This is a genomic window from Xanthomonas prunicola (genome assembly GCF_002846205.1).
Lineage (GTDB): Bacteria > Pseudomonadota > Gammaproteobacteria > Xanthomonadales > Xanthomonadaceae > Xanthomonas > Xanthomonas prunicola.
Window position 1 is genome coordinate 14,536 of sequence record NZ_PHKV01000002.1, and the last position, 22,269, is coordinate 36,804.

The following is a 22,269-nucleotide window of genomic DNA, read 5'->3' on the forward strand; positions in this document are numbered from 1 at the left end:
CCAACTCTGTTGGCCTGCTTCAGTGGCGCACGCTCATCCAGTTACAAAGTCTTCAGTCGGCGCAACGGCGCACGGCGTGCGCGTCACCGCCTCGACCGTCGCGGCAGGGGGGCCCTGCCACAGCCATGCTTCCAAGGCCTCCAGCGCCGCCGCGCTGCCGGCGGCGACCACTTCCACGCTGCCGTCCGCCTGGTTGCGCGCATGCCCAACCAGGCCGAGTGCGACCGCGCGTTCGCGGGTGGAAGCGCGATACCACACACCCTGCACCACCCCGCTCACCACGAAACGCGCCCCCTGCATTAACCCGCCTTGCCGGTGATGCCGACGGCGGCTTCGATATCGCGCGCAGTGACCGGGCCGAGGAATTGCTTGGCAACCTTGCCGTCCGGACCGATCAGATAGGTCATCGGCAGGCCGCGCGGCGTGGCGAAGTCCTGTGGCGGCTGGTACGGGTCAAGGATCGCGATCGGATACGAGACCGGGTGATCCTTCAAAAATGCCTGCATGTCGGCACTGGTGATGTCTTCATAGGCCAGACCCACCACTTCGATGGTGTCGCGCATGGTGTGCAGCGCCGACAGCTCGGGCATTTCCTTCAGACACGGGGCGCACCAGGTGGCCCAGAAGTTCACCACCACCCACTTGCCGCGGTGCGCGGTCAGGTCGTAGGTCTCGCCGGTCACGGTCGGCAGCGAGAGCTTGGGCATTTCGGCGGTCTGCTGCACCACCGAGCTGTTGGGCGGTGCGGCCGGGTCGGCGGGCTTGGCCGGCGCAGTCGGCGCCTGGGTGGCGGCAGCAGGCACGGCATCGTTGCCGGCGGCGGGGGTGCCCTCGTTGGCGGGCTTGCAGGCGGTCAGCAACATCAATGGCAACAGCAGCGCACAGGCGCCGCGGACAAGACGCACAGTCATGGAGGATCTCCGGGAAGGTGGGTGTAAAGGTCGCCGACCGGTTGCGCCAGCACGCCGCGCAACGGTTGACGCAATTGTTCCAGCGCGGCGGCGGCGGCCTGGCCGTAGGCATCGTCGCGGCACGGCAGCGGGCGGTCATCGATCGGCACGCGCAGCTGGCAGTTTTCGTAAAGTTCGGCCAATGGCACCACATCCAGGTCGCGTGCCAACAGCCATTGGCCGCGCTCGTCGCGCCGCAGCAGGCGGATGCGTTTGAGCTCGCACAGCAACTCCTGCATCAGCGTGTCGGTGAGCATGGGTTCCAGCGCCAGGATGCGGTCTTCGTCCAGACCTTCGCCGTGGATGCGCGCCTGGCGGAACCGGCCGAGCAGACGCAGCAGGCCGTAGATTTCGAAACCCGGCGGCAGGCGCATGGCTTCGGGCTGATAGCGAAACGCCGACATCGACGATGCCAGCGAGGCGCCCAGCAGCACCGAGACCCAGCTCAGGTAGATCCACAACAGCAGGATCGGCAGCGCCGACAGTGCGCCGTAGATGCGTTGATAGGTCTGGAAATTTCCCAGATAGAAGCCGAAGCCCCACTTGACGATTTCCATCAGGATCACCGCCAGCAGCGCGCCCGGCAGCGCGTGCCGCAGCCGCACCACGTGCTGCGGCACCACGCGGTAGATCAGCACGATACAGACGAACTCCACCGCCATCGGCGCCAGCCGCCAGGCGAATTCGGCCAGCCATTGGCCTTCGGTGGTGCGGAACAGCGGCAGCGCGAACACATAGGCGGCCATCGCCATCGAGGCGGCGGCGAGCATCGTGCCCAGGGTGAGCACCGTCCAGTAAATCAGGAAACGTGTCACCTTGGGCCGGGCGGCTGCCACCCGCCAGATGCTGTTGAAGGTCTGCTCGATGCTGTGCAGGGTGATCAGCAGCGAGGCCACCAGCGCGACCATACCGGCCACGGTGAACTTGCCCAGGTCTTCCAGCGAGCGGTTGAGATAGTTCTGCACCGAGCGCGCGGCGCCGGGCACGAAATTATTGAAGATGAAGTCGGTCAGCGCGTCCTTCCACTCGTTGAATGCGGGAAACGCCGACAACACACCGAACACCACGATCGCCAATGGCACCAGCGCGAACACGGTGGTGTAGGCGAGCGAGGCAGCGGCCTGGAACAGCCGGTCGTCCAGGAAGCGGCGCCACAGAAAGCGCCCGAAGCTCACCGTCCGCGCACGGTCGCGCAGACGTTCTTTCCATTGGTGGAGTTTGTTCACACGCGACATCGCGCAAGGGTACCCGATGCGCCGTCGTCGCGGCCTTGCCGCGCCTGCAGCGTGCAGCAACGGGCTGGCTTGGTCGATACTGCGGCAACTCACACAGGCGGCAACGACACGATGGCGGAGATTCTGGTGCTGTATTACAGCCGGGGCGGTTCGGTGGCGCGGCTGGCGCGGCAGATCGCGCGCGGCATCGGCGAAGTGCCCGGCATGAGCGCGCGACTGCGCACCGTGCCGCCGGTGGCTGCGGTCACCCAGACCAGCGCCCCGCCGGTGCCGGACGAAGGCGCGCCGTACGTGGACCGCGCCGACCTGGCCGAGTGCAGCGGCCTATTGCTGGGCAGCCCCACCCGCTTCGGCAACATGGCTGCGCCGATGAAGCATTTCCTCGACGGCCTGGGCGCCGAATGGGCCAGCGGCACCCTGGCCGGCAAACCGGCCGGCGTGTTCACCTCCACCGCGTCGATGCATGGCGGGCAGGAATCCACCTTGCTGTCGATGCATCTGCCGCTGCTGCATCACGGTTGCCTGATCGTGGGGATTCCGTTTACCGAAGCTGCGCTCAGCCACACCACCAGTGGCGGAACGCCGTATGGCGCCAGCCATGTTTCCGGCGCTGGCGGCGACCCGCAACCGAGCGAGGACGAAGCGCTGCTGGCGCGTGCGCTGGGCCGCCGGGTGGCCGATATCGCGCGGCGGCTGGCAAGCCCGTGAACGTGCGCGCCATGCATTGGCTGCTGAGCGCCGCGCTGCTGGCACTGGCGATGTTGTTCGCGGCCTGGTTTCACGACGACCCGCGCCCGCTCGCCGCGCTCATCGTCTTCGTGCTGCCGGCCGCACTGACCGGTGTACTGGCAGTGCGCAGCGCGCGTGCACGCTTCTGGGCAGGCGTGTTTGCGCTGGGCTGGTTCAGCCACGGCGTCATGGCCGCCTGGAGCCAGCCGCAGGCACGTGGAATGGCGTGGCTGGAACTACTGCTCGCCCTGGCCGTGGTGGGCCTGGTAGGCGGCCCCGGCATGGCGGCGCGCTTGGGCAGGAAGCGCCCGCCACGTTGATCGGCGTGTCGAACAAACCATATGCACACCTGCGCGATGCAGCTGCGCATGCGTTTGGCTGAGGTGGTCAGCCGCGACCACCCCAACGCAGCCACGACACCAACTTCGATCATCGTCAGGCGAACGCGGCCGGCGATCGGGGTGGCATGCACACGCCTCCACTCTGGTCCCTGCGCGCCGTCCACGCCACCTGACGACGACTTGCAGGATTTCGGCTGCCGCTGTCAGTTTCCGACCAGCGTGGTCACGCTCTGCGGGTCGACATACAGCGAGGTCTTGCCGTTGACCACGCTGTAGTTGCCGCCGAACCCCACATTGAGTGTGCTTGAGGTGCTGTATTTGGCGAACTGAGCGGCAGCGCCGGACGGTAGCGTCAGATCCAGGCGCTGATGGCCGGTGCCGGTGTTGACCGCCACCAGCACCAGCTTGTTGTCCGGTGTGCGGTAGGCGGTGACGGAGACATCGGAATACGGGTGCTCGGTGGCGCCGATGCGCACCGATCCGGGACGCACGAAGCGTGCGAACTGCGACATCGCGTAGCCACGCTTGCTCACTGCGCCGTTTTCGCTGATCAACCCATAGCTGCGCCGGATGTACCACCAGACATAGGCATTGAAATTGGCCGCCATGTAGTGCTCGGTCATCCAGATCTGTTTGCCCTTGCTGCGCGCCAAGGCATAGTCGCGCGGCGTCGCGCCATACAGATGGCCGGCCACGATGGAGGTGGCCTGATTGGCAGCGGCGTTGTTGAGGACCGGATCGGTGATGGAGAAGTTGAACCCCACCGACTCGCCGACAATGACCTTGAGGCTGCCGAACTTGCTGCCTTCGCTCACGAGGTAGTTGACGAAGTCGCTGCCGCTCCAGTCGGCCGACTCATAATCGGGATGCCAATCCGGCTCGTTTTGCAGGGAAATTGCGTACAGAGGCGCTCCCTTGCCAGACATGTAATTGGAGAAATCCAGCAGGTGCTGGGTGTAAGCGGCGTAGTAGCGCGGCAGCAGTTTGCCGCCATTGATCAAGCTGTTGTTGGACTTCATGTAGGCCGGCGGCGTCCACGGGCTTGCGAACACCAGCCCGCCCAGCGCACGCACGCGCGTCGCCGTGGGCACCTGGGCTGCCCAGCCTGAGCTGGACGGGTCGATACGCATGCGCAGGATCGACAGCCCGATCTGCCCGCTACCACTGCCATAGGCAAGATCCACCTGCGCTGGCGTCAGGTCGTTGATCCAGCCGACGCCATTCATGCCGCCGAAACCGCGCACTGTCTGGTAGGTCTGCGTGGGCGTGATCGTCACCGTCTGCGCGGCAACTGGGCCCGCAAGTAGCACGGCCATCGCGCAGATGAGCGCGCGCAACATCGACAAGGGCTTTTTCATGAGTGTCTCCGGGAAAGGGATGGCGACGGCAACGCTGCACCGACGGCCCGCCGACTATCGACCGCAGAAATGTCAAATCAATTTCTGTAATGTCTAATTGTTAAGTTAGTGACGTAGCACACGCACCCAGCGCAGTGGGGCAGTGCGTGGATCACACTGCGTTTTGCGCTGCGGCATGCGGAAGCTGGGCGCTGGCGACGCGCAGGCAACGCGTTCAATGCCAGCTCTACGTGCACGCTGGCTCGGCGCACGCGGTACCTGGGCGGGGATGCGCGCAGCGTGCACAACGATCGCTGCGCCTCGAACGTGCAGTCACCCTTCCTCGTGTCGGCGTACGACTACGCCAAGGCATCTCAATCGCATGCAGCGCCGCCACACCTTGGGCAACCAAGCGCAAGTCTCGACCACTCCCGTTCATTGCGATCGCCACCTGACTGCCAGCCTCCTGGCCGGGCGGTATCATGGCGACCCGCACGCGGCCTGCACCGCGTTTGCCCTACAGGATTCGTAGCAATGGAAGACCTCCTGATCGTCACCACCGGTGGCACGATCGACAAGATCTACTTCGACGATAAATCGGACTACCAGATCGGCGACCCGCAGATCGGCCAGATCTTGAAAGAACTGGGCGTGACCTTCCGTTTTTCGGTGATTCCGATCATCCGCAAGGATTCGTTGCACATCACCGATGCCGATCGCGAGCTGATCCGCGCCACCATCGCCGCCCAGCCCACCCGCCACGTGCTGATCACCCACGGCACCGATTCGATGGTGGAGACCGGCAAGGTGCTGCAGACGATCACCGACAAGACCATCGTGATGACCGGTGCGTTGAACCCGGCGCGCTTCCGCGGCTCGGACGCCGAATTCAATATCGGTTGCGCAGTCGGTGCGGTGCAATCGCTGCCGGCAGGCGTCTACATTGCCATGAACGGCCGCATCTGGAATCCGGAAAAGGTGCGCAAGAACGTAGCCGCCAACCGCTTCGAATCGGTTTGACGCCATGAGCAAGGCCACCCGCGCGACCAAGGCATTGGAGGCTGTGGGCGTGCGTTACGTGTTGCACCCGTACGACTATCAGGCCGATGCCGATGCGAAGGGATTGCAAGCCGCACGTGCATTGGGCCTGCAGCCGCACACGGTGTTGAAGACGCTGATGGCCTGGGTCGACGACAAGGCGGTCTGCGTGGTGATCCCATGCGACCGCCGGGTGTCGTTGAAGAAATTGGCCAGCGCCTACGGAGGCAAGTCGGCACGCATGATGGAGGTGGCCGATGCCGAGCGTCGCACCGGCTACAAGGTCGGCGGTATCAGTCCGCTCGGCCAGCAACGGCAAGCGCCAGTGCTGGTCGAAACCACCGCACTGGACGCACCCGCGCTATGGATCAATGCCGGCCAGCGTGGGTTGCTGCTGGAATTGCCGGGCGCCCAGCTGTTGCATGCACTCGCCGCACGCGCGTGCGCACTGTGCGAGTGAATGCCTAACCACGGCGCACGCGTGCCTGCGCGCGCGTCACTCGCTCAGCATTCGACTCGCGCGATGCATCACGGTCGATCATCTGCTTGGACTTCGACACCCAGCCGATCTGACGCCACACTGCACGCATGCGCTGACGAGGGCCGCACTCCAGCGGTCATCAGCATCTGTCGGCGCGCCAGCAACACCGCGCCGAGGTCACTCAATACGCTGCGGTGACGCTAACGCCGGAAAAGCCCAGCGTTGCCTTCAAGCGCACGTAGTAGACACCCGCTGCCGGCGCCGCCAGCGTGCAGCTGTCGCCATTGCCCGGCAACATGCTGCGGCAGCTGTACGCGGCATCGGTTGGTAACGCACCAGCACGTACCGAGAGGTCGGCATTCCCGCTGCCACCGGCGAGCGTGACCTTGAGCGAACGTGTGCCGGCGGGCACATTGACTTGGTAATACAGCGAATCGGAGAGCGCTGCGCTCAGTCCGGTGCGTGCCGCATTACTGGTCAACGTGGTCGAAGCGATCACCGCCGCCACTGCGCCATCAGCATTCACCAGCCCTGCCCCGCACCCTTGTGTGCAGGCCACCGGTAATGGCCGTGCGCTGGCCTTGAGCAGGGCTTTCACCGTTGCCGGCGTCAGCGGATTCAAGGCCACCGACTGCATCAGCGCCACCACACCAGCCACATGCGGTGCCGCCATCGAGGTACCGCTATAGACCGCATACGCAGGATTGCCCGGCACCGTGGTTCCGGTATTGAGCGTAGACACGATCGATTGCCCGGGCGCCGCGATATCCACGCCGTTGCCGAAGTTGGAGAAGCTGGCCCTGGCGCCGGCCGACGTGGTGGCCGCCACTGCGATCACATTCGCGCAATTGGCCGGCACACTGGTGGAGACATCCATATTGCTGTTGCCGGCGGCCACGACCACCGCGCTGCCACGTGTCACCGCCGCGGTGATGGCGTTGTTCAGCGTCGCCGAGCATGTTCCCGCGCCGCCCAGCGACAGATTGATCACCGTGGCCGGATTCGGATTGGCCGGCACGCCGTTGACCTTGCCACCGGCCGCCCACACGATCGCATCGGCGATATCGGACATGTAGCCGCCGCATCGGCCCAGCACCCGCAAGGGCAGAATCTTGGCGTTGAACGCGGTCCCGACCACGCCCACCGCGTTGTTGCCGACCGCCGCCACGATGCCTGCCACATGTGTGCCATGCCAGCTGGAATTGGATGCCGACGTGCCAGGCCCGCATTCGTTGGCCGCAGCCCAGTCGCCTTGGTCGGTGGCAGTGGCATCGCGCGCATTGCCATCGCGCGCAGTGGCCGGGTCGACGATGAAGTCGTAGCCGGGCAACACATTGGCTGCCAGGTCCGGATGATTGGTGATGCCGGTGTCGATCACCGCCACCACGATGCCTTTACCGGTGGAGCGGTCCCAGGCCGAACGGATGTTGAGGCTGGCGGCGGTCGCGCCCATCGCCCACTGCTGTGGCACGCCCGGATCGTTGGGAACCAGCAATGGCCGCATCAGGATGTCCACTTCCACGCGCTTGACGGCTGGGTCCGCGGCCAGGCGCCGCATCAGGCTTTCCGAATCCACGCGGTCCAGCTTGCGGTCAGCCACCAGCAACATCGGCCCACCACTGAGCCGGCGCGTGGCCGACAAACCCAGCGCACGTCCGTGCGCCTCCGGCACAGCGCGCGCGATGTCGCCCCATGGCGCAGACAACCCGGTCGCCCGGCTGCTGCCGACGCGGTCCTTGTAGCTGACGATAAAGCGCTGATGCGTGCTGCTGGAATTCAATCCTTGCAGACTGACCTCGCCAGCGACGGCATGAAACGTGCACGACAACGCGCAGACGAATGCAACGCGGCGCAGTGCGCCAACTGAGTGATACGACATGACTCCATCCCTCCCCAAGGATCTGGCAACCTGGATGGCAACGCGCTAACGCTACTGCGATGCGACGTGCCCGATGTGCGGGCATGCAGATGGTGCATGCCTCACGTGGGGAGGCTATCGGCGTGCCATCGGGTGCACTGAAGCGGCCCCCCTGTGCGGGTGGACACTTCATTCAGCCATCGCTGCCAGCCCTATCTGGCGACCCGGCAATTGCCGCTGTCCAAACGCACACTGCCCCGCGCAAAGCGGGGCAATGCAGGTTTCAAACCACCGACAGCCACGTCGGGGAAGACCCGACGCGATGCCGGCAAGGTGCCGTCTTACGGGGTCTGGCTGACTGCACCGGCCGCGTTGACGATGCCCGCGCCGCAGCCGCCCGAGCAAGCGCCCGGTAACGGACGCGCAGTGTTCTTCAACAGCGTTTCCACCGCCGCCGGCGTCAGCGGACGGCTGGCGACCGACTGCACCAGCGCCACCACACCGGCCACATGCGGGGCCGCCATCGAGGTGCCGTTGTAGCTGGCGTAACTGGCCGAACCCGGCGTGGTGGTGCCGCTGTTCAAGGTCGACAGGATCGCCGAGCCAGGGCCGGAGATATCGATGGTGCTGCCGAAGTTGGAGAAGCTCGAACGCGCGCCGGCCGAGGTGATCGACGCCACCGAAATCACGTTGGCGCAGCTGGCGGGGGTGAAATTGGCCACGTTGGCATTGCTGTTGCCGGCAGCAACCACCACGGTGGTGCCACGCGACACCGCGCTGTTGATCGCGTTCTGGTAACTGCTCGAACAACTGCCGCTGCCGCCCAGCGACATGTTGATCACTTCGGCCGGGTTGGCATTGGCCGGCACACCGGACACAGCGCCACCCGAGGCCCACACGATCGCATCGACGATATCGGAGGTGGAGCCACCGCATGCGCCCAGTGCACGGATCGGCACGATGCGCGCATTGAACGCAGTGCCGGCGACGCCGGTACTGTTGTTGGTGACCGCCGCAATGGTGCCGGCCACATGGGTGCCGTGCCAGCTGGAATTGGAGGCCGACGAACCGGAGCGGCATTGGCCAGCAGTGGTCCAGTCGCCCTGATCGGCCGGATTGCTGTCACGCCCATTGTTGTCGCGCGCACGCGTGGCATCGCTGATGAAATCGTAGCCCGGCAACACGTTGGCATTGAGATCCGGGTGGCTGGTGATGCCGGTGTCGATCACCGCCACCACCACGCCGGTCCCGGTGGCGGTGTCCCAAGCCGGGCGCACGTTGATGCTGGACGAAGAGGTGCCCAAGCCCCACTGCTCGGACAGACGCGTGTCGTTCGGGGTCAGCACCGGGTACATGATCTGGTCGACCTCCACATAGTCCACGCTGGGGTCGGCCGCGATGCGGCGCATCAGCGTTTCGGCTTCGGCGCGGTCCAGGCCACGGTCGGTCTTGAGCACCTCCGAACCCAGCGCAGTACGGCGCACGTGGTTCAGGCCCAGCGCACGACCGGCGCGCGCCGGCATCGCACTGGCAACGGAATTGAGCGATGCGCGCATCGAGGTGGGACTCACCGCCGCACTGGAGCCGTCTTTGTATTTGACGATGAAGCGTTCCAGCGTGGGTTGCGAATCCAAGCCAGAGAGATTGACCTGACCGGCGAATGCCGGCACGGCCAGCAGGGACGTCAGCGCGGAAACACCCAACACCACCAGCGCGCACCTGGGCGCACGAGGTTGCGACACATTGGACATCGATCGTTCCTTATTGGAGAGGTGCCGCAGCTGCGGCGAGAGGACCGGCCTTCGCCGCATGCAGCGGATCGGAGCCGGCAACTGCACGGGCGCCAGGCCCATGAAAACGATTGACCGGTGTCCCTTCCGGCCGAGCGGCAACAGCTCGCCCGCGCCTGCCGAAACGGCAGACCTTTACGAGACATTGCAGATGAGGTGACGCGAAGGAGGCAGCGTTCCCTGGCGGCATGGCCAGGGAACGCACCCAGCGAGCGCGCGTTTAGTAGCTCGCTGTCAGGGTCACGCCGGAGAACGTGCTGTAGGCCTTGATCCGCACGTAGTAGATGCCCGACGGCGAGGTGATGTTGCAGGTTTCGTTGTTGCCATCGAGATACGGACGGCAAGCGTAAACGGTGTCGGTCGGCGCGCTGCCGGCCCGCACGTACAGGTCCGCATCGCCGCTACCACCATTGGTGGTGACGGTCAGCGTGCCGCTGCCGGCCGGCACCGTGATGGTGTAGTTCAACTCCGCGCCTGCGGTCGCGCCAAGGCCGCTTACCGGCGTGCCATTGGTCAGGGTGTTGCCGGTTCCGCCACCACCACCGCCATTACTGCCGGCGATGGCCGCGGTCACTGCCGCGTCGGCGTCGACGATGCCCGCACCGCAACCACCCGAACAGGCGCCCGGCAAGGCGCGCGCGGTGTTCTTCAGCAGCGTTTCTACATCGGCAGGCGTCAACGTGGTCGGTGCAACCGACTGCACCAGGGCAACAACGCCGGCAACGTGCGGGGCCGCCATCGAGGTACCGTTGTACGAGGCGTAGCTGGGATTGCCCGGGGTGGTGGTGCCGCTATTGAGTGTGGATAGAATGCCCGAACCCGGTGCGGAGACATCGATTCCGGCGCCGAAGTTGGAATAGCTGGCCTTGGCACCGGCCGAGGTGGTGGCCGCCACCGCGATCACGTTGGCGCAGTTGGCCGGCAACGAGCCGGACACGTTGGCCGAACTGTTGCCAGCCGCCACCACCACCGTGGTGCCACGCGAGACCGCACCGTTGATCGCACTCTGCATGGTGGACGAACAGCTGCCGCCGCCGCCCAGCGACATGTTGATGACTTCGGCCACGTTGGCATTGGCCGGCACGCCGTTGACGCTGCCGCCGGACGCCCAAATGATGGCATCGGCGATATCCGACAGCGAGCCACCGCACCGCCCCAGCACGCGCACCGGCACCACCTTGGCATTGAACGCAGTGCCGGCGACACCGGTGGTGTTGTTGGTCACCGCTGCCACCGTGCCGGCGACATGGGTCCCATGCCAGCTGGAATTGGATGTGGAGCACCCACTGGTCGAGTTCCAGTCGCCTTCGTCCGCAGGATTGCTGTCACGCCCGTTGCCGTCGCGCGCGGCGGTGGCATCGCTGATGAAGTCGTAGCCGGGCAGGATGTTGGCGTCGAGATCGGGATGGCTGACGATGCCGGTGTCGATCACCGCGACCACGACGTTGGCACCGGTGGACTTGTCCCAGGCCGAGCGGATGTTGAGACCGGCGTTCGTGGTGCCGAAGGCCCATTGCTCGGAAAGGCGAGAGTCGTTGGGGGTCAGGACGGCGTGCAGCATCTGATCCACTTCCACGCTCTGCACGTTGGGGTCGGCGGCCAGTTGACGCATCAGGGTTTCGGCTTCGGCACGATCCAGCGCGCGGTCGGCCTGCACCAGCTCCGGTCCCACCGCCAGGCGGCGCACGCTGTTCAGGCCCAGCGGCTTGCCGGCTTTGGTCGGCAGCGCACGCGCTGCTGTACGCAACGAGTTGGTCAACACGCTCGCGCTACTGAGGGCGCTGCTGCCGTTCTTGTAGGTCACGATGAACTTCTGATGGGTCTGCGCGGTGGCCAGGCCATCGAGGTAGACATCGCCGGCGAACGCCGGCGTTGCCAGCAGCAGGGAGGTCAGTGCGGAGGCACCCAGGATGCAGAGCGCACGGTGGCGCGGACGAAACGACGCGTTAGACATCGAATTCCCTTCCAGTCAAGAGAACCGCCGAAGCGGTATTTCCGGAACCGTCGCAATGGCGAATGCCCCAGAGGCCCGGATCGCCCCCTGTTATCGATCCGTTCAGCGAACCTATCCCAAATAAACCAAACTGGACAATACACAGTTGGTCATTTGCAGAATTAAGTTACGTATATGTGACGTAATTCACATCGGACTCATGCTGACTTCGACGTATCCCAGGTCAAAAAACGTCGTTTTTGCTGTTTTGCAAACAAAAAAGCCCCCGCGTTGACACACGGAGGCCCTTGTTTGACGAACTATGTCGGCTTACGACAAACGCACCAGCCAGCCGTGACGATCCGGCAGGCGTCCGTACTGGATGTCGGTCAGTTCCTGGCGCAGGGACATCGTCACCTCGCCCGCCGGCGCGGACAGATCGCCCACCGTAAAGCCATCGCCCTTCAACTCGCCGATCGGAGTCACCACTGCCGCCGTACCGCAGGCGAACACCTCGGTGATTTCACCCGACGCCACGCCCTGCTTCCACTCATCGATAGCGACCTTGCGCTCGATCACCTGCATGCCGCGGTCGCGGGCCAGTTGCAGGATGCTGTCACGGGTGATGCCCTCCAGGATGCTGCCGGACAGTTCCGGTGTCACCAGCGTGCCGTCCTTGTAGACCAGGAACACGTTCATGCCGCCCAGTTCTTCGATGTATTTGCCTTCCACCGGGTCCAGGAACAGCACCTGCGAGCAGCCCTGCGCGTAGGCCTTCTGCTGCGGCAGCAACGAGGCGGCGTAATTGCCGCCGCACTTGGCCGCGCCGGTGCCGCCCTTGGCCGCACGCGCATATTCGGTGGACAACCAGATCGACACCGGCGCCACGCCCTTGGCGAAATACGGGCCAGCCGGGCTGGCGATCACGTAGTACGACGCCTTGTGCGCCGCACGCACACCCAGGAACGCCTCGTCGGCAATCATGAACGGGCGGAAATACAGGCTGGTTTCCGGCGCCGACGGCACCCAATTGCCGTCCACGGCGACCAGCTGACGCAGCGATTCGACAAACAGGTCCACCGGCAGTTCCGGCAGCGCCAGACGGCGCGCCGAGCGCTGCAGGCGCTCGCCATTGGCCTGTGGGCGGAAGGTCCAGATCGAGCCGTCGGCATGCCGGTAGGCCTTGATGCCTTCGAAGATTTCCTGGCCGTAATGCAGCACCGAGGCGGCTGGGTCCAGCTGCAGCGGCCCGTAGGCGCGCACCTGGGCGTCATGCCAGCCCTGCTCGTTGTTCCAGGAAATGGCGACCATGTGGTCGGTGAAATGCAGCCCGAAACCGGGCGCGGCCAGGATCACGGACAGTTCGTCGGCGCTGCGCGGCGACGGAGAACGGGTGGAAGCGAAGGACACGGACACCGGAAGATTCCTGTATGGCGGGCGAAAGGACGCGGCGCCACATCTACGGACATGGCGCCTGACGATCAGAGCATGCCGGTCTCGAGACGGGCCGCTTCGGACATCATATGCCGGCCCCACGGCGGGTCGAACACCAATTCGACGTCGGCCTCGGCAATGGTCGGGATCATTTCGACCTTGCTGCGCACGTCATCGACCAGGATCTCACCCATGCCGCAGCCGGGCGCGGTCAGCGTCATCTTGACGTCGACCCGGCGCTGATTGTCTTCCTCGCGATGGCTGACCACTGCCTCGTAAACCAGCCCGAGATCGACGATGTTGAACGGAATTTCCGGGTCGAAACAGGTGCGCAGCTGCTGCCACACCAGGGCTTCCACTTCCTCGTCGCTGGCGTTGTCGGGCAGTTCCAGCCCCGGCGGGGCCTCTTTGCCGATCGCATCGCCATCCTTGCCGGCAATGCGGAACAGATTGCCTTCGACGAAGACGGTATAGCTGCCACCCAGCGCCTGGGTGATATAGCCGTAACTGCCTGCGGGCAGGGTCACCGAATCGCCCTGCGGCACCATGACGGCATCGCAATCGCGTTCGAACTGGACGGGTTCGCTGCTACGGGAGTACATGAGCTGGATATGGGGCCGCGCAGGTCGCGCGCAAGTCGGCCATTCTAGCCGACCACGACGGCGTCGCCGCCGGCCGCCCCGCCAAGCGACGACGACGCTGCATTCCATCAGCCGCACTGCCGTGGCGCGCCACGCGTCGCAAACGCCGGCTTGCGCTCTATCATGTGCGCACTGTCAGGAGCTCCAATGCCGCCCACCACCGCGTCCGCCAGAACTGCCCACTGGCTCTGGCCCCCGCTCCTGCTGCTGGGATGCGTCACCGCCCTCATCGCCTGGCTGCTCATCGCACTCGCGCTGGGCAACCAGGCCGGCTGGATGGCCGTGGTCGCAGCCCTGGAGATCGTCTGGATGCTGCGCCTGGGCACCCTGCACGCCGGCCGGTTGCGCATCGGCGTGGCCGTGGTGACGACAGCGCTGATCATCATCGGCACCAACTGGGGCATCGCCTCGGCGCAACTGGGCGGACCGCTCGGCCTGGATCCGTGGACCTCGGCACAGAAGATGGGCACCGGCCTGGCCTGGACGCTGCTGCAACTGGCCAACAACGGCTTCGACCTGCTGTGCTACGTCGCAGCCCTGCTGGTGGCGTGGTGGGCGGCGCGCTGAGTCTGATTGCAGCGTAGCGGCCACTGCCAGGCTGGTGTGATCACCGGCTGACAAGCGCTGACATGCCACAGCCACGAACGCGCGTCCGGACGCGTTCGGCGTTGCTCAAGGACCCGAAGACCTCAGCGATAGATGGCGCCGGGTGCCCAGTACTCCTCGAGCGCGCATTGCGCAGATTCGGTCCATTCGGATCCGTCGGTAAATGCCAGCGTGTCCAAGGTCGCGATGACCATGCGTTCTTCGGCAGCGGACAGGCTGCCGAAGCGGGGTGGCTCCCGATCCGGCGGTCGAAGCGACTCCAACAATGCATCCGTGGCATTGGATGCCGCATTTGCACAATTGCGCAGCGCGTGCTGCAGCAGATGTGGCAAATAGAAACGCCACGAAACACTGTCCAGGTGATGGATCCCGCAACAGTAACGCTCGAGATACTGTGCCGTTACCTCGTCACGTACCGTGTCGAACGGCGGCACCTCGGCATGATCGTCAATCGCGTTCCCGGCACGCAGGGACATGGGTGGACGTTCGCTCATCGCAGGCACACCTGCGTCGTGCGGGGCCAGGCGCGCAGCGCCCTGCACATCAATGCCCGCCCCCATCCAGCGCCTTCAATTCGCTGACCAGCGCGCCTGCCGCTTCTGCTCCATCGCCGTACAACATGCGCGTGTTGTCGGCATAGAACAGCGCGTTCTCGATGCCGGCAAACCCAGTCCCCTTGCCACGCTTGATCACCACCGTGTTATGCGAATTGACCACATCCAGGATCGGCATCCCGTAGATCGGGCTGGCCGGATCGGTTTTTGCGACAGGATTGACCACGTCGTTGGCACCGATCACCAACGACACATCCGTACTCGCAAATTCCGGATTGATATCGTCCATATCGGCGATCAGGTCGTAGGGCACGCCGGCCTCGGCCAGCAGCACGTTCATGTGCCCGGGCATGCGCCCGGCGACCGGGTGAATCGCGAACTTCACCTTGACCCCGCGCGCGATCAACCGTTGCGCCAGCTCCCAGATCTTGTGCTGTGCCTGCGCCACCGCCATGCCGTAACCGGGCACGATCACCACCCGCTCGGCAAAGGCCATCATCGCCGCCACATCGCCGGCCTCGATCGGCTTTTGCGTCCCGCTGATTTCCTGCGCCTGTCCGCCACCGCCGAAGTTGGAAAACAGCACACCGCTGATCGGCCGATTCATCGCCTTGGCCATCAACCGCGTCAGCAAGATACCGGCCGCGCCCACCATCATGCCGGCGATGATCAATGCCTCATTGCCGAGCACATACCCCTCGAACGCCACCGCCAACCCGGTAAACGCGTTGTAGAGCGAAATCACCACCGGCATGTCGGCGCCGCCGATCGGCAGCGTCATCAGTACGCCCAACGCCAACGCCACGACGAAGAACGCGATGATCGCCAGCGGCTGCAGACTGCTCGCGGCCCAACTGCCGAGCACCAGCACCGCCACTGCCACCACCAGGTTGAAGACTTGCTGGCCGGGGAAGGTCACCCGCCGGTCGAGCCGGCCGTCGAGCTTGGCCCAGGCAATGATCGACCCCGACAACGACACCGCCCCGATCGCCGACCCGATCACCGCCAGCACCACGGTGGTGATGTCCGGCCGCCGCGCTGCCAGTTCGGCAATCGCCTGCGCGCTCCAGTGCGCCGTGTCACGGTTGGCGAAGAACGAAAACCGCAGCAGCTCCACCGCCCCGATCGCCGCCGCCGACCCGCCGCCCATGCCGTTGTACAGCGCCACCATCTGCGGCATGTCGGTGATGGCGACCTTCTTGGCCGACCACCACGCCACGCCGGTGCCGATCGCCAACGCGGCCAAAATCAGCGGCACGTTGTGCAACTCGGGCAGGAAGAACGTGGCCACAGTGGCGATCAACATGCCCAACCCGGCCCAGCGGATACCGCTGCGCGCGGTCAGTGGCGACGCCATCCGCTGCAGGCCGAGCAGGAACAAGGTCGCGGCGACCAGGTAACTGGCCTTCACCAACCACGACAGCAGCGCGACGGTGGACACGTTCATGGCGCATCCCCGCCCGGCGGCTTCTTGCTGGACTTGAACATCTCCAGCATCCGCTCGGTGACGACGTAACCACCCGCTGCGTTGCCCGCGCCCAGCGCCACTGCGACAAAACCCAGCGCTTTTTCCAACGTGGTGTCGGCATGCCCGAGCACCACCATCGCGCCGATCAGCACGATGCCGTGGATGAAGTTGGATCCGGACATCAGCGGCGTATGCAGGATCACCGGCACCCGCGAGATGATCACGTGGCCGGCGATGGCCGCCAGCATGAAGATGTACAGCGCTACGAATCCGTCGCTCATCGTCTTTCGCTCCACTGGCCGGTGCGGCCCGCCGATCATACCCACGCCGCGCGCGTGCAGGCGCCTGTCAACCGAATCCGCGCTCGCCCGTTGACGTCGTATCGTCCCCGCGGAAGCTACGCTGTGTTGGTGGGAACCCCTTTCGATCCACAACCTGCCGCACCGGCCGCCACCGCGCCGGTTTCGCTGGACGCCTTCCTGGCCGGCATCGGGCCGCGTGCGTTCCGCTTTGCCGAGGCCGGCTTGCGGCACCGCGAAGATGCGCTGGACGCGGTGCAGGACGCCATGGTGAAGCTGCTCGGCTACCGCGAGCGCCCGGCCGCCGAATGGACGCCGCTGTTCTGGAGCATCCTGCGCAGCCGCATCATCGACCTGCAGCGGCGGCGCAGCTTTCGCCTGAAATTCTGGGCGCCGGCCGAGCGCGCCGACGACGAAGGCCCCATCGACTGGGCCGACCCCGGCACCGGGCCGGTCGACGAACACCAGCATCAGCAGGCCTACCAACGGCTGGTCGATGCACTGCGCACACTGCCGGCACGCCAGCGCGAAGCATTCACCCTGCGCGTGCTCGAAGACCTGGACGTGGCCACCACCGCCAAGGCGATGGGCTGCTCCGAAGGCTCGGTCAAAACCCACCTGTCGCGCGCGCGCGACGCGTTGCAAAAACAGTTCGAGGATTTCCTGTGAACCGCTCCCACGACACCGCTCGGCTGGATGCGCAACTGCGTCAGCTGCATGCCACGGCGCTGACCAGCCTGCCGCCGCAGACGTTGGCGCGCCTGCGTCAGGCCCGCCACGCGTCGGCCACCACGCGTAGCCGGCGCGGCTACTGGTTACTGGCCACCGCGTGCTCGGGCCTGCTGGCGATCGGCATTGGCCTGCAATTGCGTCCGAGCCAGAGCGCTCCGTCTGGCACCGCGCCGACGCAGTTGGTTGCCAGCGGCAGTGCCACGACCGATACCGACGACCTGCTGACCCAGAACCCGGACCTCTACGTCTGGCTCGGGTCCGACACTGCCCTGGCCATGGAATGAGCACGATGACCCACACCACCCGCCTGTTGTTGACCCTGCTGCTGTGCGCCGGGCCGTGCGCCTTGACGCTGGCCCAGGACCGCCCGCCCGGACCGCCACCGGGCCCACCCATGGATGGACCTGGCCCACGCGGCCAGGGTCCGCATGACGAGACCCCGATGCCTGAGTGGGACCAACTGACCCAGCAGCAGCGCCAGGTCATGATCGATGCGCTACGCGAGCGCTGGAACGACGTGCCCGAAGAACGCCCCAGGATGTACCGGCACGCTCGCCGCTGGCTGGACATGACGCCGGAGCAGCGCAAGCAGGCCAAGGCCGGCATGGACCGCTTCCGCAACATGACCCCGGAGCAACGTCGTGAGGCCAAGGCCTTGTTCGACCGCATGCGCACGCTTAACCCGCAGCAGCGCAACGAACTGCAGCAGCGCTGGCAGAAGATGAGCCCGACCGAGCGCAGCACCTGGCTACGCGAGCATCCGCCGGTCCAGGACTGATGCGCGATGGGAAACGGGACAGCGCACATAGCAGACGGTCTTGAGTGATCAGGCGCTATGCATTGTGTTCGTGGACGGTCGCCATCCATCACGGGCGATGCATCGCGTCTTGCAGCGCCACCGCCGCTAACGTCAGCCACGCGCACTGGCCGGTGTCGGTCATACCCTCTTACGGCAAGACGGGTACGGCGGGTAGCGCACAGCGCTGCAACGCTTTCGACCGCAAACGCTGGGCAACAGCGTCTCCCCACTCGCGGCCCTGGCGGGCTGCATCCACCATCACGACACTGCCAGTACCCCGAAACGCGGCACTGAAGACGCCGACCAACGCCCAATGTCCGGCGGCACAAATGGAACCGCCACCTCTTGCGGTAGCGCGAACGGCAACACCTCTGCGAGCGACAAGATCAGATGACTTGCAGGACATCCGCACCGCCCGATGGCTGCTCACGATCCGCTGTGCACCGTGCTGGGCTGATCGCTCGCGATGTAGTTTCTGCCGCAGCTACCCGTTGCTCGCTGCCTGCGCCGACCACCGCGTCTTCGCCAGCAACTCATCGTCCCAATCGAAGGTCAGCGCGCCGTCCTTGATCAACAAGGCCGCGAATGCGTAGACGTTGCGCGCGAACATCTCGCTGGCATGCACGGCGCCCTGGCTGGCGAGATTGAGCGGGCCGGCGACGACCACGCCGTCGAGATCATAGGTCTCGCCCGGGCGGGTGGCGGCGCAGTTGCCACCGGTTTCCGCCGCCAGATCCACGATCACGCTGCCGGTGCGCATACCGCGCGCCATCTCGGCGGTCACGATCTTCGGCGCCGGCCGGCCTGGCACTGCGGCGGTGCACACCACCACGTCCACGCTTTTGAGATGTTCGGCCAGACGGCGCTGCTGTTCCGCGCATTCGTCATCGGTGAGCTGGCGCGCGTAGCCGCCTTCACCGGCCGCGCTCACGCCCAGGTCCAGAAACCGCGCGCCCAGCGAGGCGATCTGCTCACGCGTTTCCGGTCGCACATCGAAGCCTTCCACCTGCGCGCCCAATCGTTTGGCCGTGGCGATCGCCTGCAGCCCGGCCACACCCGCGCCGATTACCAGCACCTTGCACGGACGCATGGTGCCGGCCGCAGTCGTCAGCATCGGGAAAAAGCGCGGTGCCAGTTGCGCGGCTATCAGCACCGCCTTGTAGCCGGCCATGCCGGCCTGCGAACTCAGCACGTCCATCGATTGCGCACGCGTGGTGCGCGGCAGGCGCTCCAATGGGAATGCGATCAACTCGCGCGCGACAAATGCCTGCGCACGCGCCGGATCCGCGTCTGGCGCCAGCATGCCGATCACCACCGTGTGTGGCTTGCACTGAAGCAATGTGTCAGTGGAGGGCGCCTGCACACACAGCACCACATCGGCCTGCGCCACGGCATCGACGCCGGCAAGCTGCGCACCGGCCTGCAGATACGCGGCATCGTCCATGCTGCTGGCCCGGCCGGCCCCCGGCTCGATCCACACGCCGGCACCGAGCGTAACCAGTTTCTTGACCGTTTCCGGCGTCGCCGCCACGCGGCGTTCGCCATCGGCCCGTTCTTTCAGCACCAGCACCTGCAGAGCCATGCGTTGCTCCGGTCTTGCGCCCAGTCGCGGCGATGCTAGCAGAGCGCGGCGCGCGCAGGTGGCGAAGCTTGGATCATTCTCTCGGCGAGAGCGTCAGTGGCTGAGGGTGAGCAGCCGCTGATGCATCGGTCCAGCGCCCATTTTGGCTTGGTGGCACCCGTGAGCCGGATGACGAGTTTCGGGGAGTTGCCTGAGGCAACTTGCAGAATCGTTCTGGACGACGGCGCTGCAGCTGTACTGCGCGATACGCGCCGGCACACCAGCGGCACGATACGCAGATCAAGGATGTCGCCTGCAGCACAGCGCTGATTCCGGCGTCACACGCACGCGTGATCGCCCTGACCTGCAAATCAACGGCCGTGTGGCCGCAGCGGCTCGCTGGGAAACGGGGGCCGGCTGCCGCATACAAGAGCGCAACCCGACCGTATTCCGCGTCGAATGCGTATTCCGCTTCAAACACGTCATGCCGGCGTCAGATCGCATTCGAGACCCTTGCGGCTATGCAAGTGCAGGCAATGCCGAAGTTGAGCGCATGCCTCATCGCGCTCCCAGCCCATTCTCCTAGCGCCTTGCAGTCACGGCCTGACCGTCGAAGCTCCGAAAATCGTCGAAGAGGGCGCACTAAGGCTCAAGCAACCCTTTCAGCAGCGGCGCAAAAACCAGCTCAGGGGCAATGCCCAGCAACGCCTCATGCTTCCCGTCGATGGCAAGGGAGGCGTAACCATGTACGGCGCTCCAAGCGAGCACGGTGCGCTGCTCTAGCAACGCGGCGCCCGGGTCGCTAGCGTGCCGGGCAATCCATTGCGCACGCACCGTCTCGCGCAGGCACGCCATCGCCGCAGCGCTGGCTTCGGTCAAGCGTGGCCAGCGCAACGCGCGCGCATCCAAGCCCAACATCAGCCGGAAATGCTGCGGAAACTCCAGCGCAAACCGGATATAGCCCAGCCCGCAACCCATCAACGGGTCGTCCACCTCACGCTGCGTGGCGAGAATGCGCGCGAGCATGCGCTCGTAACCGTCAGCCGCCACGTCCGCCAGAAGTCCGTCCAGCGAGCCGAAGTGGTGCGCGGGGGCAGCGTGCGACACACCGGCGCGGCGGGCGCAGGCACGCAAGGTGAGCCCGCGCAAACCGGACTCGCCCAGCAAGTCCCAGCCCGCCCGCCGCAGCGCGGCCGGCAGATCACCGTGGTGGTAGGCGGCGGTGGTGGACGAGGGCGGCATGGGCAGCTTCGCTTATGGAGACAGCAGTGGAGCAAATCATCTTGACGTTGACAAGATGCGCGCACGAGACTGCTCGCCATCTTGTCATCGACTAGATGCTGCCCTCTCTTCGCAGGAAATGCCTCATGAGCTCATCCATCGCCCCGCTGCGCGCGCGCCTGTTACGCGGCGCCCTGGCCTGCGCCAGTCGGCTCGCTCCTGGCCCCACCGGCCGCTATCTGGCACGTCGCTTCGTCATCCCGACAGCACTTGGGCGCCGGCAGGCGGCCACGATCGCGGCCACATTGACTGATATGCAGCGTCACACGCTGCGAATCGATGACATCGACATCGCGGTGTATCAGTGGGGCGATCCGGCGCAGCAGCCGTATGTGCTGCTGTCGCATGGCTGGGCCAGTTACGCGCTGCGCTTTGCGGCCTGGGTGCCGAAGTTGCGCGCACTCGGCTATGCGGTCGTGGCGTTCGATCAGGCGGCGCACGGCTTGAGCGGCGGGCGAATCAGCCATATGCCGCATTTTGTCAAAATGGTGCGTGCCCTCGGCAGCCGCTTCGGCCGCCCGGCCGCGTTTATTGGCCACTCGCTCGGCGCGGCCTCGGTGGTATTTGCCGACGACCCGGTGTGGCGCCCCGCGCGCTATGTGCTGATCGCACCGTTGCTGGCGCCAGCCGCCAGTGCGCAGCGCCAATTTCGCGCATTCGGCATTGCGCCTGCCGCGTTCGCACCGTTCGAAAGCTGGCTGGAAGACCTCACGGGCAAGCGTTTTGCTGACTTCGATGCGACGGCACACCTGCCTCAGTTCGACCGCCCGGCGCTGATCATCCACGACCGTCGCGACCGCGAAACACCGTGGGACGAAGGTGCGCGTTTTGCCAGCCTGTGGCCGGGCGCGCAGCTCTTCAGCACCGACGGGCTAGGCCACAACCGCATGGTCGACCACGGCTCGGTAATCGAGCGGGCAATGCAGTTCATCGGCCCGGCATGATCTGAAGAAAACCACATAAACATCCGTCATTGCTGCCGCGCCCCACGGCAGCAAGCATGACAGCGCGCATCGATGACTTTTTAGCCGGGCAAGTGGTGGAAGGTCTGGGTAATAGCAGTGTTTTGCACCTGCAAGTGAGCTACTTAGCATAGCGACACCTCAGCCGCATGGACCCACTAGCAAAGCCTCGCGCCATATAACGCGCTGCCCTACTCCACCGGGTGGCCAGGCCACTGCACAAACGCGCTGGATTGCTCA

At 65.5% G+C, this 22,269-nt stretch carries 23 protein-coding genes; 9 read left to right on the forward strand and 14 right to left on the reverse strand.

Annotation, left to right across the window (positions count from 1 at the left end; translation table 11 throughout):
- Positions 1-33: 33 nt before the first annotated feature.
- Genes XpruCFBP8353_RS06545 through XpruCFBP8353_RS06555 form a run of 3 tightly spaced genes read right to left on the reverse strand, consistent with a single transcriptional unit; the run spans position 34 to position 2,185 of the window.
- Complete coding sequence (locus tag XpruCFBP8353_RS06545; RefSeq protein ID WP_101362526.1) at positions 34-300, reverse strand: acylphosphatase; 267 nt, start codon at positions 298-300, stop codon at positions 34-36.
- A complete protein-coding gene (locus XpruCFBP8353_RS06550; RefSeq protein ID WP_101362527.1) occupies positions 300-911 on the reverse strand; it encodes a TlpA family protein disulfide reductase in 612 nt (203 codons plus the stop codon). The genes XpruCFBP8353_RS06545 and XpruCFBP8353_RS06550 overlap by 1 nt, the downstream gene beginning before the upstream one ends.
- On the reverse strand, positions 908-2,185 hold the full coding sequence (locus tag XpruCFBP8353_RS06555; protein ID WP_101362528.1) for a YihY family inner membrane protein: 1,278 nt from the start codon (positions 2,183-2,185) through the stop codon (positions 908-910). Before XpruCFBP8353_RS06555 ends, XpruCFBP8353_RS06550 begins: the two co-directional genes overlap by 4 nt.
- A gap of 111 nt (positions 2,186-2,296) precedes the next feature.
- Here XpruCFBP8353_RS06555 and wrbA point away from each other — a divergent pair, with 111 nt between their 5' ends.
- Positions 2,297-2,893 (forward strand): NAD(P)H:quinone oxidoreductase, encoded by a 597-nt coding sequence (gene wrbA / locus XpruCFBP8353_RS06560; RefSeq protein WP_101362529.1) that lies wholly within the window; start codon positions 2,297-2,299, stop codon positions 2,891-2,893.
- Positions 2,890-3,234 (forward strand): DUF2069 domain-containing protein, encoded by a 345-nt coding sequence (locus tag XpruCFBP8353_RS06565; protein WP_101362530.1) that lies wholly within the window; start codon positions 2,890-2,892, stop codon positions 3,232-3,234. Before wrbA ends, XpruCFBP8353_RS06565 begins: the two co-directional genes overlap by 4 nt.
- Before the next feature lie 224 nt (positions 3,235-3,458).
- On the opposite strand, the gene XpruCFBP8353_RS06570 is transcribed toward XpruCFBP8353_RS06565, so the two are convergent.
- The gene (locus tag XpruCFBP8353_RS06570) at positions 3,459-4,613 is read right to left on the reverse strand and encodes a glycoside hydrolase family 30 beta sandwich domain-containing protein (protein WP_101362531.1); all 1,155 of its coding nucleotides are present in this window, start codon (positions 4,611-4,613) and stop codon (positions 3,459-3,461) included.
- Positions 4,614-5,126: 513 nt separating this feature from the next.
- Here XpruCFBP8353_RS06570 and XpruCFBP8353_RS06575 point away from each other — a divergent pair.
- The gene (locus XpruCFBP8353_RS06575; protein WP_101362532.1) at positions 5,127-5,612 is read left to right on the forward strand and encodes an asparaginase domain-containing protein; all 486 of its coding nucleotides are present in this window, start codon (positions 5,127-5,129) and stop codon (positions 5,610-5,612) included.
- A 4-nt stretch (positions 5,613-5,616) separates the two neighbouring features.
- On the forward strand, positions 5,617-6,090 hold the full coding sequence (gene ybaK / locus XpruCFBP8353_RS06580) for a Cys-tRNA(Pro) deacylase (RefSeq protein WP_101362533.1): 474 nt from the start codon (positions 5,617-5,619) through the stop codon (positions 6,088-6,090).
- Between the two features lie 202 nt (positions 6,091-6,292).
- Here ybaK and XpruCFBP8353_RS06585 read toward each other — a convergent pair whose 3' ends face one another.
- The 5 genes from XpruCFBP8353_RS06585 to sufT form a co-directional block, all read right to left on the reverse strand.
- On the reverse strand, positions 6,293-7,990 hold the full coding sequence (locus XpruCFBP8353_RS06585) for a S8 family peptidase (RefSeq protein WP_101362534.1): 1,698 nt from the start codon (positions 7,988-7,990) through the stop codon (positions 6,293-6,295).
- A 320-nt stretch (positions 7,991-8,310) separates the two neighbouring features.
- Positions 8,311-9,720, reverse strand: coding sequence for a S8 family peptidase (locus XpruCFBP8353_RS06590; RefSeq protein ID WP_162300969.1), 1,410 nt, complete (start codon positions 9,718-9,720; stop codon positions 8,311-8,313).
- A gap of 259 nt (positions 9,721-9,979) precedes the next feature.
- Complete coding sequence (locus XpruCFBP8353_RS06595) at positions 9,980-11,713, reverse strand: S8 family peptidase (RefSeq protein ID WP_101362535.1); 1,734 nt, start codon at positions 11,711-11,713, stop codon at positions 9,980-9,982.
- 309 nt (positions 11,714-12,022) lie between these two features.
- Positions 12,023-13,108, reverse strand: a complete 1,086-nt coding sequence (locus XpruCFBP8353_RS06600; RefSeq protein ID WP_101362536.1) for a branched-chain amino acid aminotransferase — start codon at positions 13,106-13,108, stop codon at positions 12,023-12,025.
- A gap of 65 nt (positions 13,109-13,173) precedes the next feature.
- A complete protein-coding gene (gene sufT, locus XpruCFBP8353_RS06605; RefSeq protein WP_064508622.1) occupies positions 13,174-13,728 on the reverse strand; it encodes a putative Fe-S cluster assembly protein SufT in 555 nt (184 codons plus the stop codon).
- 186 nt (positions 13,729-13,914) lie between these two features.
- Between sufT and XpruCFBP8353_RS06610 the strand changes: the two genes are divergently transcribed.
- The gene (locus tag XpruCFBP8353_RS06610; RefSeq protein WP_010381522.1) at positions 13,915-14,334 is read left to right on the forward strand and encodes a hypothetical protein; all 420 of its coding nucleotides are present in this window, start codon (positions 13,915-13,917) and stop codon (positions 14,332-14,334) included.
- A gap of 122 nt (positions 14,335-14,456) precedes the next feature.
- Here XpruCFBP8353_RS06610 and XpruCFBP8353_RS06615 read toward each other — a convergent pair whose 3' ends face one another.
- From XpruCFBP8353_RS06615 to XpruCFBP8353_RS06625, 3 genes are read right to left on the reverse strand one after another with little or no spacing between them, the layout of a single operon-like run.
- Entirely contained in the window at positions 14,457-14,867 is a 411-nt protein-coding gene (locus XpruCFBP8353_RS06615; protein ID WP_133125627.1) for a DUF6714 family protein, read from the reverse strand.
- A gap of 49 nt (positions 14,868-14,916) precedes the next feature.
- On the reverse strand, positions 14,917-16,374 hold the full coding sequence (locus XpruCFBP8353_RS06620) for an NAD(P)(+) transhydrogenase (Re/Si-specific) subunit beta (protein WP_101362538.1): 1,458 nt from the start codon (positions 16,372-16,374) through the stop codon (positions 14,917-14,919).
- On the reverse strand, positions 16,371-16,676 hold the full coding sequence (locus XpruCFBP8353_RS06625; protein WP_008578134.1) for an NAD(P) transhydrogenase subunit alpha: 306 nt from the start codon (positions 16,674-16,676) through the stop codon (positions 16,371-16,373). The genes XpruCFBP8353_RS06620 and XpruCFBP8353_RS06625 overlap by 4 nt, the downstream gene beginning before the upstream one ends.
- Before the next feature lie 123 nt (positions 16,677-16,799).
- Here XpruCFBP8353_RS06625 and XpruCFBP8353_RS06630 point away from each other — a divergent pair, with 123 nt between their 5' ends.
- From XpruCFBP8353_RS06630 to XpruCFBP8353_RS06640, 3 genes are read left to right on the forward strand one after another with little or no spacing between them, the layout of a single operon-like run.
- Complete coding sequence (locus tag XpruCFBP8353_RS06630) at positions 16,800-17,363, forward strand: RNA polymerase sigma factor (protein ID WP_162300971.1); 564 nt, start codon at positions 16,800-16,802, stop codon at positions 17,361-17,363.
- A complete protein-coding gene (locus tag XpruCFBP8353_RS06635; RefSeq protein WP_101362540.1) occupies positions 17,360-17,710 on the forward strand; it encodes a hypothetical protein in 351 nt (116 codons plus the stop codon). The genes XpruCFBP8353_RS06630 and XpruCFBP8353_RS06635 overlap by 4 nt, the downstream gene beginning before the upstream one ends.
- Positions 17,711-17,715: 5 nt before the next feature.
- Entirely contained in the window at positions 17,716-18,204 is a 489-nt protein-coding gene (locus XpruCFBP8353_RS06640) for a DUF3106 domain-containing protein (RefSeq protein ID WP_101363055.1), read from the forward strand.
- 505 nt (positions 18,205-18,709) lie between these two features.
- Here XpruCFBP8353_RS06640 and XpruCFBP8353_RS06645 read toward each other — a convergent pair.
- On the reverse strand, positions 18,710-19,807 hold the full coding sequence (locus XpruCFBP8353_RS06645) for an NAD(P) transhydrogenase subunit alpha (RefSeq protein ID WP_101362541.1): 1,098 nt from the start codon (positions 19,805-19,807) through the stop codon (positions 18,710-18,712).
- 621 nt (positions 19,808-20,428) lie between these two features.
- On the reverse strand, positions 20,429-21,028 hold the full coding sequence (locus XpruCFBP8353_RS06650) for a TetR/AcrR family transcriptional regulator (protein WP_101362542.1): 600 nt from the start codon (positions 21,026-21,028) through the stop codon (positions 20,429-20,431).
- A 125-nt stretch (positions 21,029-21,153) separates the two neighbouring features.
- Between XpruCFBP8353_RS06650 and XpruCFBP8353_RS06655 the strand changes: the two genes are divergently transcribed.
- Positions 21,154-22,011 (forward strand): alpha/beta hydrolase, encoded by an 858-nt coding sequence (locus tag XpruCFBP8353_RS06655; RefSeq protein ID WP_101362543.1) that lies wholly within the window; start codon positions 21,154-21,156, stop codon positions 22,009-22,011.
- Positions 22,012-22,269: the final 258 nt, after the last annotated feature.

Coding starts and splice junctions, on each gene's coding strand:
- XpruCFBP8353_RS06545 (WP_101362526.1), bottom strand. CDS start 300: ATGCAGGGGGCGCGTTTCGTGGTGAGCGGGGTGGTGCAGGGTGTGTGG.
- XpruCFBP8353_RS06550 (WP_101362527.1), bottom strand. CDS start 911: ATGACTGTGCGTCTTGTCCGCGGCGCCTGTGCGCTGCTGTTGCCATTG.
- XpruCFBP8353_RS06555 (WP_101362528.1), bottom strand. CDS start 2,185: ATGTCGCGTGTGAACAAACTCCACCAATGGAAAGAACGTCTGCGCGAC.
- wrbA (WP_101362529.1), top strand. CDS start 2,297: ATGGCGGAGATTCTGGTGCTGTATTACAGCCGGGGCGGTTCGGTGGCG.
- XpruCFBP8353_RS06570 (WP_101362531.1), bottom strand. CDS start 4,613: ATGAAAAAGCCCTTGTCGATGTTGCGCGCGCTCATCTGCGCGATGGCC.
- XpruCFBP8353_RS06575 (WP_101362532.1), top strand. CDS start 5,127: ATGGAAGACCTCCTGATCGTCACCACCGGTGGCACGATCGACAAGATC.
- ybaK (WP_101362533.1), top strand. CDS start 5,617: ATGAGCAAGGCCACCCGCGCGACCAAGGCATTGGAGGCTGTGGGCGTG.
- XpruCFBP8353_RS06585 (WP_101362534.1), bottom strand. CDS start 7,990: ATGTCGTATCACTCAGTTGGCGCACTGCGCCGCGTTGCATTCGTCTGC.
- XpruCFBP8353_RS06590 (WP_162300969.1), bottom strand. CDS start 9,720: ATGTCCAATGTGTCGCAACCTCGTGCGCCCAGGTGCGCGCTGGTGGTG.
- XpruCFBP8353_RS06595 (WP_101362535.1), bottom strand. CDS start 11,713: ATGTCTAACGCGTCGTTTCGTCCGCGCCACCGTGCGCTCTGCATCCTG.
- sufT (WP_064508622.1), bottom strand. CDS start 13,728: ATGTACTCCCGTAGCAGCGAACCCGTCCAGTTCGAACGCGATTGCGAT.
- XpruCFBP8353_RS06610 (WP_010381522.1), top strand. CDS start 13,915: ATGCCGCCCACCACCGCGTCCGCCAGAACTGCCCACTGGCTCTGGCCC.
- XpruCFBP8353_RS06615 (WP_133125627.1), bottom strand. CDS start 14,867: ATGAGCGAACGTCCACCCATGTCCCTGCGTGCCGGGAACGCGATTGAC.
- XpruCFBP8353_RS06620 (WP_101362538.1), bottom strand. CDS start 16,374: ATGAACGTGTCCACCGTCGCGCTGCTGTCGTGGTTGGTGAAGGCCAGT.
- XpruCFBP8353_RS06625 (WP_008578134.1), bottom strand. CDS start 16,676: ATGAGCGACGGATTCGTAGCGCTGTACATCTTCATGCTGGCGGCCATC.
- XpruCFBP8353_RS06640 (WP_101363055.1), top strand. CDS start 17,716: ATGACCCACACCACCCGCCTGTTGTTGACCCTGCTGCTGTGCGCCGGG.
- XpruCFBP8353_RS06645 (WP_101362541.1), bottom strand. CDS start 19,807: ATGGCTCTGCAGGTGCTGGTGCTGAAAGAACGGGCCGATGGCGAACGC.
- XpruCFBP8353_RS06650 (WP_101362542.1), bottom strand. CDS start 21,028: ATGCCGCCCTCGTCCACCACCGCCGCCTACCACCACGGTGATCTGCCG.
- XpruCFBP8353_RS06655 (WP_101362543.1), top strand. CDS start 21,154: ATGAGCTCATCCATCGCCCCGCTGCGCGCGCGCCTGTTACGCGGCGCC.